16 protein-coding genes are annotated in these 14,513 nt (G+C 69.5%); 12 read left to right on the top strand and 4 right to left on the bottom strand.

The annotated features are described in order from the left end of the window. Positions 1 to 493: 493 nt before the first annotated feature. A complete protein-coding gene (locus tag MF6396_RS26230) occupies positions 494 to 814 on the bottom strand; it encodes a hypothetical protein (protein ID WP_054916095.1) in 321 nt (106 codons plus the stop codon). A gap of 138 nt (positions 815 to 952) precedes the next feature. Between MF6396_RS26230 and MF6396_RS26235 the strand changes: the two genes are divergently transcribed. The 3 genes from MF6396_RS26235 to MF6396_RS26245 are packed head-to-tail and all read left to right on the top strand — an operon-like array spanning position 953 to position 3,084. Next, positions 953 to 1,582, top strand: a complete 630-nt coding sequence (locus MF6396_RS26235; RefSeq protein ID WP_238596483.1) for an STN domain-containing protein — start codon at positions 953 to 955, stop codon at positions 1,580 to 1,582. A gap of 20 nt (positions 1,583 to 1,602) precedes the next feature. Continuing rightward, a complete protein-coding gene (locus MF6396_RS26240; RefSeq protein ID WP_043860351.1) occupies positions 1,603 to 2,133 on the top strand; it encodes a sigma-70 family RNA polymerase sigma factor in 531 nt (176 codons plus the stop codon). 39 nt (positions 2,134 to 2,172) lie between these two features. Next, the gene (locus MF6396_RS26245; protein ID WP_193791521.1) at positions 2,173 to 3,084 is read left to right on the top strand and encodes a FecR family protein; all 912 of its coding nucleotides are present in this window, start codon (positions 2,173 to 2,175) and stop codon (positions 3,082 to 3,084) included. On the opposite strand, the gene MF6396_RS26250 is transcribed toward MF6396_RS26245, so the two are convergent. Together MF6396_RS26250 and gspH are read right to left on the bottom strand one after the other, a co-directional pair. After that, positions 3,077 to 3,688, bottom strand: coding sequence for a prepilin-type N-terminal cleavage/methylation domain-containing protein (locus MF6396_RS26250; RefSeq protein WP_054916093.1), 612 nt, complete (start codon positions 3,686 to 3,688; stop codon positions 3,077 to 3,079). The two genes, MF6396_RS26245 and MF6396_RS26250, sit on opposite strands and share 8 nt — an antisense overlap. Beyond that, complete coding sequence (gene gspH, locus MF6396_RS26255; protein ID WP_078481889.1) at positions 3,685 to 4,128, bottom strand: type II secretion system minor pseudopilin GspH; 444 nt, start codon at positions 4,126 to 4,128, stop codon at positions 3,685 to 3,687. The genes MF6396_RS26250 and gspH overlap by 4 nt, the downstream gene beginning before the upstream one ends. 118 nt (positions 4,129 to 4,246) lie before the next feature. Between gspH and MF6396_RS26260 the strand changes: the two genes are divergently transcribed. Next, positions 4,247 to 4,678, top strand: coding sequence for a type II secretion system protein N (locus MF6396_RS26260; RefSeq protein WP_078481890.1), 432 nt, complete (start codon positions 4,247 to 4,249; stop codon positions 4,676 to 4,678). Here the strand turns inward: MF6396_RS26260 and gspI are convergent. Continuing rightward, positions 4,665 to 5,048, bottom strand: coding sequence for a type II secretion system minor pseudopilin GspI (gspI, locus tag MF6396_RS26265; protein ID WP_078481891.1), 384 nt, complete (start codon positions 5,046 to 5,048; stop codon positions 4,665 to 4,667). The genes MF6396_RS26260 and gspI overlap by 14 nt on opposite strands. Positions 5,049 to 5,187: 139 nt before the next feature. Here gspI and gspG point away from each other — a divergent pair, with 139 nt between their 5' ends. From gspG to MF6396_RS26305, 8 genes are all read left to right on the top strand, one after another. Continuing rightward, positions 5,188 to 5,631 (top strand): type II secretion system major pseudopilin GspG, encoded by a 444-nt coding sequence (gene gspG / locus MF6396_RS26270; RefSeq protein ID WP_054916090.1) that lies wholly within the window; start codon positions 5,188 to 5,190, stop codon positions 5,629 to 5,631. Positions 5,632 to 5,639: 8 nt separating this feature from the next. Beyond that, the gene (gene gspK / locus MF6396_RS26275; protein WP_078481892.1) at positions 5,640 to 6,599 is read left to right on the top strand and encodes a type II secretion system minor pseudopilin GspK; all 960 of its coding nucleotides are present in this window, start codon (positions 5,640 to 5,642) and stop codon (positions 6,597 to 6,599) included. After that, entirely contained in the window at positions 6,596 to 7,543 is a 948-nt protein-coding gene (gene gspL, locus MF6396_RS26280; RefSeq protein ID WP_078481893.1) for a type II secretion system protein GspL, read from the top strand. Before gspK ends, gspL begins: the two co-directional genes overlap by 4 nt. Beyond that, positions 7,533 to 8,051, top strand: a complete 519-nt coding sequence (gene gspM / locus MF6396_RS26285) for a type II secretion system protein GspM (RefSeq protein WP_078481897.1) — start codon at positions 7,533 to 7,535, stop codon at positions 8,049 to 8,051. Before gspL ends, gspM begins: the two co-directional genes overlap by 11 nt. Before the next feature lie 85 nt (positions 8,052 to 8,136). After that, positions 8,137 to 10,218 (top strand): type II secretion system secretin GspD, encoded by a 2,082-nt coding sequence (gspD, locus tag MF6396_RS26290; protein ID WP_238596484.1) that lies wholly within the window; start codon positions 8,137 to 8,139, stop codon positions 10,216 to 10,218. Beyond that, positions 10,215 to 11,633 (top strand): type II secretion system ATPase GspE, encoded by a 1,419-nt coding sequence (gspE, locus tag MF6396_RS26295; protein ID WP_043860340.1) that lies wholly within the window; start codon positions 10,215 to 10,217, stop codon positions 11,631 to 11,633. The genes gspD and gspE overlap by 4 nt, the downstream gene beginning before the upstream one ends. Then, complete coding sequence (gspF, locus tag MF6396_RS26300) at positions 11,633 to 12,838, top strand: type II secretion system inner membrane protein GspF (RefSeq protein ID WP_054916085.1); 1,206 nt, start codon at positions 11,633 to 11,635, stop codon at positions 12,836 to 12,838. The genes gspE and gspF overlap by 1 nt, the downstream gene beginning before the upstream one ends. A gap of 336 nt (positions 12,839 to 13,174) precedes the next feature. Further along, the gene (locus tag MF6396_RS26305) at positions 13,175 to 14,317 is read left to right on the top strand and encodes a substrate-binding domain-containing protein (RefSeq protein WP_054916084.1); all 1,143 of its coding nucleotides are present in this window, start codon (positions 13,175 to 13,177) and stop codon (positions 14,315 to 14,317) included. The last annotated feature ends 196 nt before the right edge of the window (positions 14,318 to 14,513 follow it).

Below are 14,513 nucleotides of genomic sequence, written 5' to 3' on the forward strand. Positions count from 1 at the left end.
TGTTGTGTGGGGGAGAGGGGGAGACGAGAGATCTGAGTTGTTCTCTTCGGCGGGAGCGTGAGTGGTGTATAAGAGAGAGGCAGTCGGCGTTGGGGGGGGCGCAGTTTCGCATCTGCTTGCCGCGGGGGCGGTAGGGGCGACAAGTCTGATGTCAGGTGGATTCACTGCAATCGGGTGTCGAACACACCGAGGCTGGCAATACCGCCCCGTGTAGGAGCCGGCCTTGCCGGCGAAGCGCCGCGCTTGCGGCGCTCGATCCTGAGAGCGCTGCAAGGGCATCGGTTGGCACTAGTCGTCCACCGCCATTGCTGGCTGGTTTTCTCGCTCACCCCTTCAATCATCAGCCTTGAAATTCATTCGGGCTGGAAGGTGCCTGTCTTGAATCCACCGGTGCTCCCAAAACCGAGCGCCGCCCGCGCGGCGCTTCGCCGGCAACGCCGGCTCCTACATTGGTTGCAACGAACCATGGCCTGCAGGAATGCAACTGCGCCGATCACGGCCCCGGCCGCTGCGGCCGCACCGACACCCCGAACGCATTGCCCATGCGCTGCCCCGTGGCCGACTGGTTGAACAACCCCAGCTGGTTCGGCGCGCGCCGGCTCACATCCACCTCCATCGCCTTGCGGTTGGCCTGCGCCGCGCGCTGCCCGTTGCCGTTCTGCAACTGGCGCGTCAGGCAGTCGTACGCCAGCGCCCGCGCCTGGCCCACCTGCACGTCGATGCAACCCTCGTCCTGACCCGCCTGCACCACGCCACTCGACAGGCCACTCAGCAGACCGGCAACCAGCCACAACCCCGCGATTCGACAGCCCATGTCCATGCCCTCCCTGAAGCGGTTTCCCCCAGTCTAGCCCCAGGCGACTTCCCACATCGTTAAGGTTTTTTGCCTACCGCTGTCACATCAGATTCATACACAGGCCCCACGATGGCGACTTTCGGGGGAGACACCGGTTTGCGCCACTGCCTTGCCAGAATCGCCGTGCTGCTGTTGCCCGTACTGGCGATGCCGGTGCACGGCGCAGGCCCGATCCGTTTCGACATACCGGCCCAGCCACTGGACGAGGCGCTGCACGCCTTCGGCCAGCAGAGCGGCATGGCGGTGCTGGTGGACCGGGAGCTGACCGCACGCCAGCGCTCGATGCCGCTGAGCGGCGCGTTCAGCGCCCGCGACGGCCTGCGCAGGCTGCTCGAAGGCAGCGGGCTGATGGCCCGCTACAGCGGCGCCGAGGCCTTCACCGTGCAGCGCGTGGCACTGCCGGCAGCCGCGCCGAACCCGCGTGCCACAGGCGGGGCCGGCGCGGCCGGCAATTATGCGCGCACGCTGCAACGCGCCGTGGAACAGGCGCTGTGTGCCAGCGCGCTGGCACGCCCAGGCCATTACCGGGCCGCGGTGCAGGTATGGATCGACGCCCGCGGGGTGCTGGCCCAGAGCCGCCTGCTGGCCTCCACCGGCGATCACCGGCGTGACAGCGCGCTGGTCGAAAGCCTGCGCGCCCTGCGCCTGGAGCGGCCACCGCCCTCGGCGCTGGCGCAACCGGTGACGCTGCTGCTGTTGCCCGATACACGCATGGACTGCCCTTAATCGCATGGAGGCTAGGCAGTATGAATACACCTCTGGTCACGTTGTTCCTGACCTCTTACGACGAGTTCAAGGTGCGCCTCAAACGCCGCCTGGGTTCGGACGACCTGGCCTGCGACGTGCTCCAGGAAACCTACCTGCGGGTCGACCGCATGCAGGCCACCCACGCGCTGCACAAGCCCAACGCCTACCTCTACCGCATGGCCCTGAACATCGCCGCCGACCGGCGCCAGGCCGACGCCCGGCTGCTCACCGGCGCCGAGGTCGAAGACCTGCTGCAGGTGGCCGAAGACCAGGACCCGGCGCGCATTGTCGGCGGCCAGCAGGAAATCCAGTGCCTGCTCGGCGCACTCTACGAACTGCCGGCACGGCGCCGGCGTATCTTCATTGCCGCGCGCCTGGAGGAAGCCTCGCACCTGGAAATCGCCCAGCGCTTCGGCATCTCCACGCGCATGGTCGAGAAGGAGCTCAAGGCCGCACTGGGTTACTGCGCCACCCGGCTGGAAAGAAAAGTGTTCCAGCGGTTCGGTCCCGGTGCGGGAAAACCGTCTTGAACAATACACAGCGCCATTTTGATGCAGGCCCCTCAGACCATGACACCCCAGACTTCGGCTGAACCCAGCCTGCACAGCCAGGCCCAGGACTGGTTGCTGCTGCTTACCTCCGGGCGCGCCACCGTCGCCGACGCACGCGCCCTGCGCCAGTGGTGCGCACAGAGCCCGGCGCACGCCCAGGCCTTCGAGCAGGCCCGCCAGCTGTGGCAGCAGCTGGAGCCGGCGGCGCGCCAGGCCGAGCGCGTGGTGCCCCTGCGCACCCTGGGGCGCCGCGCGTTCCTGGGCGGCGCGCTGGCGGCCTCGGCAGCCTTCGTGCTGCTGCGCAGCAACCTGGTGGACGGGCTCGGCACGCCAGCGGCAGACTTTCACACCGGCGTTGGCGAGCAGCGGCGCATCGACCTGACCCAGGGCATCCCCCTGGAGCCCAACACCCAGACCCGCATCAACCGCAGCGGCGAAACGATCGCCCTGCTCGAAGGCGAGGTCGAGGTGCTGGCCCAGGCCCCGGTACAGGTGCAGGCCGGGCAGGCCTGGGTGTCGGCCCAGGCCGGACGCTTCAATGTGCGCCACACCGATTCGGCCGTGTGCGTCACCTGCCTGCAGGGCCAGGTGCAGATTCTCTGGCAGGGCCGCAGCTTGCCCGTGCCCGCCGGCCAGCAGCTGCGTTACGACGCCCGCAGCGCCGGCAGCGCGCAGCCGTTCGATGCCGAACAGGTAATGGCCTGGCGCGAGCAGCGGCTGGTGTTCCATGACGCGCCGCTGAGCCAGGTGATCGACGAAATCAACCGCTACCGCCCCGGCATGCTGGTGCTGCTCAACCCCAGCCTGGGGCGACGCAAGGTGCAGGCGCGCTTCAGCCTGGCGCAGCTGCCAGGGGTGGCGCAGCTGATCCGCGATGCCTACGGCGCACGCTGCACCGAACTGCCCGGTGGCGTGGTGCTGCTCAGTTGAGCGGCCCCAGTACCTGGCGGTAACGCTGCGGGCCCTGCGCGCTCTGGCGCAGCAGTTCGATCTCGAGCCCCGGCGGATTGTCCCGGGCCTCGCCGGTCAGGTGCCGCCAGCCCTTGCCCGGCTCCCACACCCGCAGGTTGAATTCAGCCACATCCTCCAGTACCGCCACCCGGCCGGCAGGTGCCGGTAGCGGGAAGCGGTCGCGTGCCGGCGCCGCGGCGCGGTACAGCGTGCCACCCTGCAACCACCAGCGCACGCGCATCAGGCCGTCGTCGGCGGCGCTGCTGCGAATCAGCTCCAGGCGCGCCGGGCGCCCGTCGCTGGCCTGCACCCGCACCGCAGGCAGCGGTTTTTCGCTGGGCGGGTCCATGCCAGCCAGCACCGGCTCGGCCAGTTCGCTGCTGGCACGCAGGGCCAGGTCGCGCTCCAGCTGGTTGAACACCCGCAGCAGGGCGCGGGCCTGTTCGGTGCTGTCCTTGACGTGGCGGTCGGCGCGGCTGACGCTGTCCAGCCCGCGCCAGGCCACCAGGCTGACGATGGCCATCAACAGGATCGCCACCATCACCTCGATCAGGGTGAACCCGCCTTGCGGGTGGCGCCTCATGGCAGGTGCACCTCGACACGGCCGGCGGCATCGCGGCGCACTTCGATCTGCTGCTGGCCGCTGACCAGGCGCAGGGTCAGCGGCTCGCCGATCCATTCCGGGTCGATGCGCACGGCCCGCTGCGGGGTGCGCTGCACCGTCACCGGCGCGGCCTGCCAGGGGCGCGGGCGCAGCAGCGGGTCGCTGTCCAGCGCCGCGCCGGCCCGCACAAAACGGTAGCCGTCGCGGTCGGCCTGCCAGAGCAGGGCGCGGCCATCGGCCTGCACCTCGCTCTGGGCCACCAGCAGCAATTGCGCCAGGCGCTCGGCGTCTTCGCGCAAGGCCCTGGCCGGGTCGGGGCGGATGTTCAGGCTGATGGCGGCGCTGGCGATGCCGACGATCACCAGCACCACCATCAGTTCGATCAGGGTAAAGCCCTGTTGTGGATGGCTGCGTTGCATGGGGCGATGCCTCCTTGGCTGGTGACAGCGTGCACGGCGAAGATGATCGTCGTGTGAAACAAAAGCGTGAGAATCGGCGCGTATGCTCGGGCCAGGAACCACACGGAGACCGTTCCCCATGGCACTAGCATTCAAACCCGTGGCTGCCCCGCAACTGGTCCAGGGCGCGGCGCTGCTCGCGGCGCTGGCCGGGCTCGCGACCTGGGGCACGTTGCTCTGGACGCCCACCCCCCAACCGGTGCCGGCTGCCATGGAGCAGACCCTATCGGCACCCCCGGCCCCCGCCGGGCTGTGGTTCGCCAACCTGCCGGCGCAGGTCGACATCAGCCTCAGCGGGCTGCTGGCCGGCAGTGCCGGTGCGGTGACCATCGTCTCGCTCAACGGCGGCGCGCCACAGGCCGTGCGGGTGGGCGAGCAACTGGCGCAGGGGGTGCAACTGGTGGCCATAGAAGCCGATGCGCTGGTGATCGAGCGCGCCGGGGAGCGCAGCCGCATCGGCATCGCCCGACTGCCCGAAGGCCCCGCGCTGCCGCGCCTCATTCGCCCCTAGGCGCCTGGCCCAGCCAGCTCTCCAGGCGCGCCAGCGGCGGGCCTTCACGGTCACGCTCGAACACCTCCAGGCGCACCTGCAGCAGCCCACCGGGGCGGCTGTCGACCTGCTGCTCGCAGCGCAGGCGCAGGCGCCCCTGGTCGCACGCCAAGCGGCGCAGGCCCGGGGTTGCCTGGCCTTCCAGGCGCAGTTCGGCAAGGCGCGCCTGGGCCGAGAGCAGGGCCAGCGACTTGTCGCGCAGCAGGCCATTGCCCTGGGTCATCAGCCCGGCCGCGCGCACTGCAGCGGCCATCGCCACGGCCACGATGGCCAGCGCCACCAGCACTTCGATCAGGGTAAAACCGGCCTGTTGCGGGCGGCGTCTGCGCATGGGCATCTCGGTGTGGGCAAAGCTGCATCCTAGGGGGTCTGTCTGACCGATTGGCGACCGGAACTCCCGAGGATTTTCAATACCACTGACATATGCCCTTGCCACAATCGGCCCCCGAATCCCGCCAAGGAATGCCGAGATGTCGCTTACCTGCCCACGCCGTTCTGCCCCCCGTCGCCAACGCGGTTTCACCCTGATCGAGATCATGGTGGTGGTGGTCATCCTCGGGATCCTGGCAGCGATGGTGGTGCCCAAGGTGCTCGACCGCCCCGACCAGGCGCGTGCCACCGCCGCCCGCCAGGACATCGCCGGGCTGATGCAGGCGCTCAAGCTCTACCGCCTGGACAACGGCAGCTACCCCAGCGCCGCCCAGGGCCTCAAGGTACTGGTGGAAAAACCCGCCTCGGCCAAGCCCGGCACCTGGCGCGCCTACCTGGAGCGCCTGCCCAACGACCCCTGGGGCCGCCCCTACCACTACCTCAACCCCGGTGCCAACGGCGAGATCGACGTGTTCTCGCTGGGCGCCGATGGCGAGCCTGACGGCGACGGCGTGAACGCCGATATCGGCTCCTGGCAGCTGTAGGCGCCGTGATGAGACCGTCCGCGCAGCAACGCGGAATGGCGATCATCAGTGCCTTGCTGATTGCCGCCGTGGTGGCGGTGATCGCAGCGGGCATGATCAGCCGCCAGAGCGTATACACCCGTGAGCTGGAAAGCCTGCAGCAGCGTGCCCAGGGGCAGGGCGTGCTGCACGCGGGCCTGGCCTGGAGCCGTGAGGTACTGGCCGAGCAGCGCCGCGTCGACCCGCTGGTACGCCTCGACCAGGGCTGGGCGCGCCCCATCGCCGGCCTGCCGGTGGGTGAGCACGGCGCGGTGTTTCAGGGCCGGCTGGAAGACGAGCAGGGCAAGTTCAACCTGCGCAACCTGGTGGTCGAAGAGCAACCCGACGAGCAGGCCCTGGCCACCTTCGAGCGCCTGTGTGCACTGATCGGCCTGGCCGCGCCGGTGGCACGGGCGATCGCGGCGCGGGTGATCGACGGCTACCCGCGCCGGCAGGCGCCCGTGGCCGAGGCGGTGCACGGCTTCGACAGTGGCCGCGCAACCTCGCCGGGTGCCGCTTCGCGCCCGGTGCCGGCACGCCGGCCGATGCTGCGCAGCCTCGACCAGCTGGCCGTGCCGGGGCTGGATGCCGAAGGGCTGGCGCGCCTGCGCCGAGTGGCCACGGTGCTGCCGGCCAACACCTGGATCAATGGCAACACCGCGTCGGCCGAGGTGCTGGCGGCGCAGGTGCCGGGCTTGAGCGTAGACAAGGCGCGCCAGCTGATCGCCGAGCGCGACGGCGGGCGCTGGTTCGTCAACCGCGGGGATTTCGTCAACCGCCTGCAGATGCCCCACGTGGTGCTCGAAAGCGTGCCGGTTGGCATTACCAGCGACTGGTTCCGCCTGCACGGCGTGGCCCGCAGCGGCTCGCGCGAGGTGCGCCTGGAGGCGCTGCTGCTGCGCGGGCAGGCGCCCCTGGCACAGGTTGTCTGGGCACGGGTGGGCGCATGAAGGCACAACTGCACATGGCATTGCCGCGGCTCGCGGCGCTTGAGGGCGGGGCGCGGGTCGGCTATCGGCAACTGGACCGCCAGGGCCGGACCGAGGCCGAGGGCGAGGCGGCGCAGGCGCAGCTCAAGAGCCTGGCGCGGGGCCGCGAGGTACTGGCGTGGCTGCACCCGGACGACAGCCTGTGCACCGAGCTGGTACTGCCGCCGTTGCCGGCGGCGCGCCTGGGGGCGGCGGTGCAGTGCGCGGCGCAGGGCCTGATACTGGGCGATGTGCGCGCCGTGCATATCGCCCACGGGCCACGGGCAGCGGACGGGAAGGTGGCGGTGGCATGGCTGGGGCAGGCGGCATTGCAGGGCCTGGCGCAGTGGCTGTCGAATGCCGGCCTCAAACCCCGGGGCCTGTACCCGACCCCGGCAAGGGCCGGCGCATGCCCGGTGGCGAGCCTGCACAGCGGCCTGCGCGCCCCTGCCGCCGCACAGCACGGCTGGCCACGGGCACTCGCCCTGTGCGCCAGCGCCGCCATGATCTGGACCCTGGGCCTGAACCTCTACGCCGCGCGGCTGGCCGACACCGGCCAGCAACTGCGCCAGCACATGCACCAGCAGGTACGCGCTGCCTACCCGCAGTTGCAGGTGATCCTCAACCCGCTGCAACAGGTACGCCAGCAGCTCGCCGCCGGCGACAATGGCGCGGTCGCACCCTTCAACCACCTGCTGCAGGCCGCCGGCAGCGCCATGCCGTTTCTGGCCGGCGCAGTCGAGCAACTGACCTACCACGACGGCGTGCTCGACCTGCAGCCACTGCCCGGCGCCCCGCGGCCCCCGGCCGACAACGCCTGGCAAACACAGCTGGCGGCACAGGGCATCGAGGCCAGCAGCAGCGACCACGGCTGGACCCTGCGCCCGGCGACCGCCACGGGCGAGGAGGTGGCCAATGTTGAGTAAGGCACGGCACCCCCTGCGCCGCCTGCGCCCCTGGTGGCACGGCCTGAGTGCGCGCGAGCGCCGCGCCGTGGCCCTGACCGCACTGCTGCTGGGCACCACGCTGTGGTGGCTGGTGCTGGTGCAGCCGGCACTGGCGCGCATCGCCCACTGGGAGGCCGAAACGCCCAGGCTGCGCAGCCAGGCGCAGACCCTCGACGGGCTGCTGGCCCAAACCCCCTCACTGCCGGGCGCCGCGCAACAGGCGCCGGCCCTGCGCCAGAGCCTGGAGCACGCCGGGCTGGGCGGCCATTACCAGCTTCAGGCGGTGGAGGGCGGCTGGCAGCTCGATCTTGTCCAGGCCCCCGCCGAGGCCGCCACCGCCTGGCTGCTGCAGGCCCCCGCACAACTGGGCCTGACGGTGGTGCACAGCCGCCTGCAACGCGACCCGCTGGCCGACCCCTCGGCCACGGCGTCGTTCTCCGGAATCGTTCGCTTGGACCAGGCGCAAGGCGCTAAGGAATCGTCATGATGTGCACCCAACTGCCGCGCCGACTGGCCGGCCTGGCTCCCCTGGTACTGGCACTGGCGCTGCCATCGCTGTGGGGCCTGGCGCGGTGGGCGACCAGCCGGTGCAGCTGAACTTCGTCGACGCCGACATCCAGGCCGTGGTGCGCGCCCTGTCGCGGGCCACCGGGCGCCAGTTTCTGGTCGACCCGCGGGTCAAGGGCCAGCTGACCCTGGTGTCCGAAGGCGAGGTGCCGGCCACACGTGCCTACGCCATGCTGCTGGCGGCCTTGCGCATGCAGGGCTTCAGCGTGGTCGACGTGGGCGGGGTCAGCCAGGTGGTGCCCGAGGCCGACGCCAAGCTGCTGGGCGGGCCGATCAACAGCAAGGATGCCGGCACCGGCATGCTCACCCGCACCTTCCGTCTGCAATACGAGAACGCGGTCAACGTGATCCCGGTGCTGCGCCCCATCGTGTCGCCCAACAACCCGATCAACGCCTACCCCGGCAACAACACCGTGGTGGTCACCGACTATGCCGAGAACCTCGAGCGTGTGGCCCGGCTGCTCGACAGCATCGACATCCCCAGCGCCATCGACACCGACGTGGTGGCGATCCAGAACGGCATCGCCAGCGACATCGCGGCCATGGTCTCGGAGCTGCTCGAAACCCAGGGCAACGACCCCACCCAGAAGATCAGCGTGATCGGCGACCCGCGCTCCAACAGCGTGGTGATCCGCGCCGGCAGCCCCGAGCGCACGCAACTGGCCCGCGACCTGATCTACAAGCTCGACAACGCACAGAACAACCCCAGCAACCTGCACGTGGTGTACCTGCGCAACGCCCAGGCCGGCAAGCTGGCCCAGGCCCTGCGCGGGCTGCTCACCGGCGAGAGCGACAGCCGCAGCGGTGACGACGCCCGCGCCAGGCTCAGTGGCGGTGGCCTGCTGGCAGGCAAGCAGAACGGCAGCGGCGCGGCGGCGAACACCGCGCAGACCACCAGCGCCACCCCGCCAGCCGCCACCTACGGGGCCAGCCTCGGCCAGGCCGGCAACGCCTATGGCAACGGTTCGCAGGGTAGCGAGCAGAACACCGCGTTTTCCGCCGGCGGGGTGACCATCCAGGCCGACGCCACCACCAACACCCTGCTGATTTCGGCACCCGACCCGCTGTACCGCAACCTGCGCGAGGTGATCGACCTGCTCGACCAGCGCCGCGCCCAGGTGGTGATCGAAAGCCTGATCGTCGAGGTCAGCGAAGACGACGCCAACGAATTCGGCATCCAGTGGCAGGCCGGCAACCTGGGCAAGAACGGTGTGTTCGGCGGCGCCAACCTGGGCGGTGCCGGGTTCAATCGCGGTGCCAGGAACAGCATCGACGCGCTGCCCCCCGGCCTGAGCGTGGGCGTGGTGGACGGCACGGTGAACATCCCCGGCATCGGCGAGGTGCTCGACCTCAAGGTGCTGGCCCGCGCCCTGACCAGCAAGGGCGGCAGCAACGTGCTGTCCACGCCCAACCTGCTGACCCTGGACAACGAGGCGGCGAGCATCTTCGTCGGCCAGACCATCCCCTTTGTCAGCGGCCAGTACGTCACCGATGGCGGCGGCACCAGCAACAACCCGTTCCAGACCATCCAGCGCGAAGAGGTGGGGCTCAAGCTCAACGTGCGCCCGCAGATCTCCGAAGGCGGCACGGTCAAGCTCGACATCTACCAGGAGGTCAGCAGCGTCGACGAACGCGCCTCCAGTGCCGCCGGCACGGTCACCAACAAGCGCGCCATCGACACCAGCATCCTGCTCGACGACGGCCAGATCATGGTGCTCGGCGGCCTGCTGCAGGACGGCTACACCCAGGCCAACGACGGCATTCCGTTTCTTTCCAGCCTGCCGGGGGTGGGCGTGCTGTTTCGCAACGAGCGCCGCGCCCCCAGCAAGACCAACCTGATGGTGTTCCTGCGCCCCTACATCATTCGCGATGCCGAGGTGGGGCGCAGCATCACCCTCAACCGCTACGATTTCATCCGCCGTGCGCAGGGCGGGCTCAAGCCGGCCCATTCCTGGGCGCTGCCGGACGCCCAGATGCCGCTGCTGCCCAGCGCCGAGCAGGGCGTACCGCGCGCGGGCGCGGCCATCGGCACCCCGCGTGCGGCGATCCGCGCCGTGCCGCTGGATGAAGTCGGGGTTGCCCGGTGAGCCGCCTGCCGTACGCCTGGGCCAAGGCCCAGCGCGTGGTGCTGCTGGCCGGCGAGCACGCCGCGCCGCTGCGCCTGTGCCCCTCGACCCCCGCCTGGGCGCTGGGCGAGGTGCGCCGCCAGTTCGGCGAGCAGGCCGCCGAGCAGGTCAGCGAAGACGAGCTCGACCGCCTGCTGACCAGCGCCTACAGCGACAACGGCGGCGCCGCAGCGGCGGTCGGCGCGGCCGAGAACGATGTCGACCTCGACCGCCTGATGCAGGACATGCCCGAGATCACCGACCTGCTCGACACCCAGGACGGCGCGCCGGTGATCCGCATGATCAACGCGCTGCTGACCCAGGCTGCCGGCGACGAGGCCAGCGACATCCACATCGAACCCTTCGAGACCCACTCGGTGGTGCGCTACCGGGTCGACGGCACCCTGCGCGACGTGGTCTCGCCGCGCAAGGCGCTGCACGCGGCGCTGGTGTCGCGGATCAAGATCATGGCGCAGCTGGACATCGCCGAAAAACGCCTGCCCCAGGACGGGCGCATCGCCCTGCGCGTGGCTGGCCGGCCCATCGATATCCGTGTGTCCACCGTGCCCACCGGGCATGGCGAGCGGGTGGTGATGCGCCTGCTGGACAAGCAGGCCGGGCGTCTGCAACTGGAAACCCTGGGCATGGCCCCGGCGCTGCTGGCCCGCCTGGACGTGCTGATTCGCCAGCCCCACGGCATCGTGCTGGTCACCGGGCCCACCGGCAGCGGCAAGACCACCAGCCTGTACGCGGCGCTGGCGCGGCTCGATGCCAGCGTCAGCAACATCCTCACCGTCGAGGACCCGGTGGAATACGACCTGCCGGGCATCAGCCAGATCCAGGTGAATGCGCGCATCGACATGACCTTTGCCGTGGCCCTGCGCGCGATCCTGCGCCAGGACCCGGACATCATCATGATCGGCGAGATCCGCGACCTGGAGACTGCGCAGATCGCGGTGCAGGCCTCGCTCACCGGGCACCTGGTGCTGGCCACGCTGCACACCAACGACGCCGTGTCGGCGGTCAACCGCCTGCTCGACATGGGCGTGGAACCCTTTCTGCTGGCCTCGGCGCTGCTCGGCGTGCTGGCCCAGCGCCTGGTACGGCGGCTGTGCCCGCACTGCCGTCAGCCCGACCCGAATGCCCCCGGCCAGTTTCGCCCCCATGGCTGCGCCAGCTGCAACCACACCGGCTACAGCGGGCGTACCGGGATCCACGAGCTGTTCTGCATCGATGACCCGATTCGCGGCCTGATCCACCAGGGCGCCGACGAACAGGCCCTGCGCGCCGCAGCGCGCCAGGCCGGCATGCTGAGCATGCGCGAGGACGGCCAGCGCTGGGTCGACAGCGGCAGTACCGCCGTGGAAGAAATCCTGCGTGTGACCCGGGACGCCTGATGAGCCGATACCGTTATGAAGCCGCCGATGCCCAGGGGCGCATCAGCCGTGGCCAGCTGGAGGCCGACAGCCCGGCGGCGGTGATCGGGCAATTGCGCGGGCTGGGCCTGAGCGCCTTGCAGGTCGAGCCGGAGCCTGCCGCCAGTGCCGGCGGCGGGTTGTTCGCCAGCAAGCTGTCGGATGCGGACCTGGCCTGGACCACGCGCCAGCTGGCCAGCCTGCTGGCCGCCGGGCTGCCGCTGGAGGGCGCCCTGAGCGCTACCCTGGAGCAGGCCGAACGCAAGCACATCGCCCAGGTGCTGGGCGCGGTGCGCGGCGACGTGCGCAGCGGCATGCGCCTGGCCGACGCGCTGGCGGCGCGCCCGCGGGACTTTCCCGAAATCTACCGCGCACTGATCGCGGCGGGGGAGGAGTCCGGCGACCTGGCCCAGGTGATGGAGCGCCTGGCCGACTACATCGAAGACCGCAACACCCTGCGCGGCAAGATCCTCACCGCGTTCATCTACCCCGGCGTGGTCGGGCTGGTGTCGATCGGCATCGTGATCTTTCTGCTCAGCTACGTGGTGCCGCAGGTGGTCAGCGCCTTCACCCAGGCGCGCCAGGACCTGCCGGGGCTGACCCTGGCGATGCTCAACGCCAGCGACTTCATCCGGGCCTGGGGCTGGCTGTGTTTCATCGTGCTGGTGGCCGGGGCATGGGGCTGGCGTGTGTACCTGCGCGGCGCGTCGGCACGCCTGGCCTGGCACAGCCGGGTGCTGCGCCTGCCGTTGCTGGGGCGCTTCGTGCTGGGCCTGAACACCGCACGCTTCGCCTCGACCCTGGCGATTCTGGGCAGTGCCGGGGTGCCGTTGCTGCGGGCACTGGAGGCGGCGCGCCAGACCCTGGCCAACGACCGCCTCGACCAGTGCGTGAGCGAGGCCACGGCGCGGGTGCGCGAAGGCGTGGGGCTGGCGTCGGCGCTGGCGGTGGAGAAGGTGTTCCCGCCCTTGCTGATCCACCTGATCGCCAGCGGCGAGAAGACCGGCAACCTGCCGCCGATGCTCGACCGCGCGGCGCAGAGCCTGGCCAAGGACATCGAGCGCCGAGCGATGGGCATGACCGCATTGCTGGAGCCGCTGATGATCGTGGTGATGGGTGCGGTGGTGCTGCTGATCGTGATGGCGGTGCTGCTGCCGATCATCGAGATCAACCAGCTGGTGCAGTGATTTTTTTTGGGGGGGTGGGCAACACCCGAGTGGGTTGCCGGGGAATCCGGGACCTCGAGGGGCCGCCCCATCGGTGGTGAAGCCATCGCGGGTCAAGCCCGCTCCCACACTGACCTGTGTGGGAGCGGGCTTGACCCGCGATGAGGCCACCCGAAACACCCGAGAAATTACCCGCCAAGCTCCCGATGTTTTTTCCTCTGACTGTCACCGCGCACTGCCAACCTAAGCTTCGTGGATCGGCCAGCAAGCCCTCTGGATCAAGGCGCTGCGCCACGCCACCGTGACATGCAAGCGCGACTCACCTCAACGTACGAACACGACGAAAGGAGCTTCTTCATGTTTAAGCGCACTATGATCGCAGCCTCGCTGGCTGTTGCCGCACTGGCTTCGGCTCAATCGATGGCAGCGGTTGTCGGTGGCGGTGCCACCCTGCCACAAGGCCTGTACACCACCCCAGGCGTACTGGGCGCCGGTTTCGACACCTACACCGGTGTTGGCAGCGGTAAAGGCAAGTCGGCTTTCCTGTTCAACCGTGCCGCCGATATCAACAAGCCCGCCGGTGTGACCGTCGATTTCGCAGGCAGCGACTCGATCCTTTCCGATGCGGAAATCAACACCTACAACCTGGACCACAACAGCGCCGGCAACGACGTCGCCAACAAGTGGGGCCCGCTGATCCAGGTTCCGTCGGCAGCCACCTCGGTCACCATCCCGTACAACCTCAAGCTGGCCAACGGCACTGCCGTCAACGACCTGAACCTGACCAGCGCCCAGCTGTGCGGGATCTTCTCGGGTTCGATCAGCAACTGGAACCAGATCGACGCCAGCTACCCGAACAAGGCCATCAAGGTGTTCTACCGCAGCGGCAGCAGCGGCACCTCCGAGATCTTCACCCGTCACCTGAACAGCCAGTGCCCGACCCAGTTCGGCGTCAGCAGCACCTTCACCACCGCTCAGGTCGGTGCAGAGCCTGCCACGTTCCAGGGTGTTGCCCTGAGCGGCGATATCGTGACCTCGGTGTACGGCACCGAAGACGCCATCGGCTATGTAGGCCCTGAAGACGTGGATGCCACCAACAACGCCAAGGTCGCCCGCGTCAACAACCTGCTGCCAACCGTCGGCAACGTGCAGACTGCACTGGCCAACGCCGCGCCACCGGCCACCGCCGCTGCACGCGCGATTCCGCAGAACTGGGCCCCGGTGCTGGCCAACCCGGCCACCGGCTACTCCATCGTTGCCTACACCAACCTGATCTTCGGTCAGTGCTACAAGGACGCCGCAGACGGCACCGCCGTCGTCGCCTTCCTGAACCGTCATTACGGCGCCACCACCAACAACGATGCGGCCATCATCGCGCAGAAGCTGATCCCGTTGAGCTCAGCCTGGAAAAACGCCGTTCGCCTGCAGTTCGCCAACCAGTCCGGCGCACTGGGCGTGAACAACCTCAGCGTGTGCAACACCCAGGGTCGCCCGGCCTAAGCCGCGCCGACGCCTGTCGCTGCACCCCGTCGGTAACGGCTCGCGCCGTTACCGGCTTTTGCGTTTCAGAACGCCACCGATCACATGAACTTTGCGTGACAAAGGTTCGGTCTGCCGCCCGTGCAACCGCCTATGTCATAGGTCACCGGCCGCACCGGCGTGTGGCACCCCATTACCGCGATGGACCAGAAAAGGA

Origin of the sequence: Pseudomonas sp. MF6396, from assembly GCF_002018915.1 — a bacterium.
In the GTDB taxonomy this organism is placed as follows: domain Bacteria; phylum Pseudomonadota; class Gammaproteobacteria; order Pseudomonadales; family Pseudomonadaceae; genus Aquipseudomonas; species Aquipseudomonas palmensis.

Coding starts and splice junctions, on each gene's coding strand:
- gspI (WP_078481891.1), bottom strand. CDS start 5,048: ATGCGCAGACGCCGCCCGCAACAGGCCGGTTTTACCCTGATCGAAGTG.
- MF6396_RS26260 (WP_078481890.1), top strand. CDS start 4,247: ATGGCACTAGCATTCAAACCCGTGGCTGCCCCGCAACTGGTCCAGGGC.
- gspK (WP_078481892.1), top strand. CDS start 5,640: ATGAGACCGTCCGCGCAGCAACGCGGAATGGCGATCATCAGTGCCTTG.
- MF6396_RS26250 (WP_054916093.1), bottom strand. CDS start 3,688: ATGAGGCGCCACCCGCAAGGCGGGTTCACCCTGATCGAGGTGATGGTG.
- gspG (WP_054916090.1), top strand. CDS start 5,188: ATGTCGCTTACCTGCCCACGCCGTTCTGCCCCCCGTCGCCAACGCGGT.
- gspH (WP_078481889.1), bottom strand. CDS start 4,128: ATGCAACGCAGCCATCCACAACAGGGCTTTACCCTGATCGAACTGATG.
- MF6396_RS26245 (WP_193791521.1), top strand. CDS start 2,173: ATGACACCCCAGACTTCGGCTGAACCCAGCCTGCACAGCCAGGCCCAG.
- MF6396_RS26305 (WP_054916084.1), top strand. CDS start 13,175: ATGTTTAAGCGCACTATGATCGCAGCCTCGCTGGCTGTTGCCGCACTG.
- gspF (WP_054916085.1), top strand. CDS start 11,633: ATGAGCCGATACCGTTATGAAGCCGCCGATGCCCAGGGGCGCATCAGC.
- gspM (WP_078481897.1), top strand. CDS start 7,533: ATGTTGAGTAAGGCACGGCACCCCCTGCGCCGCCTGCGCCCCTGGTGG.
- MF6396_RS26230 (WP_054916095.1), bottom strand. CDS start 814: ATGGGCTGTCGAATCGCGGGGTTGTGGCTGGTTGCCGGTCTGCTGAGT.
- gspL (WP_078481893.1), top strand. CDS start 6,596: ATGAAGGCACAACTGCACATGGCATTGCCGCGGCTCGCGGCGCTTGAG.
- MF6396_RS26240 (WP_043860351.1), top strand. CDS start 1,603: ATGAATACACCTCTGGTCACGTTGTTCCTGACCTCTTACGACGAGTTC.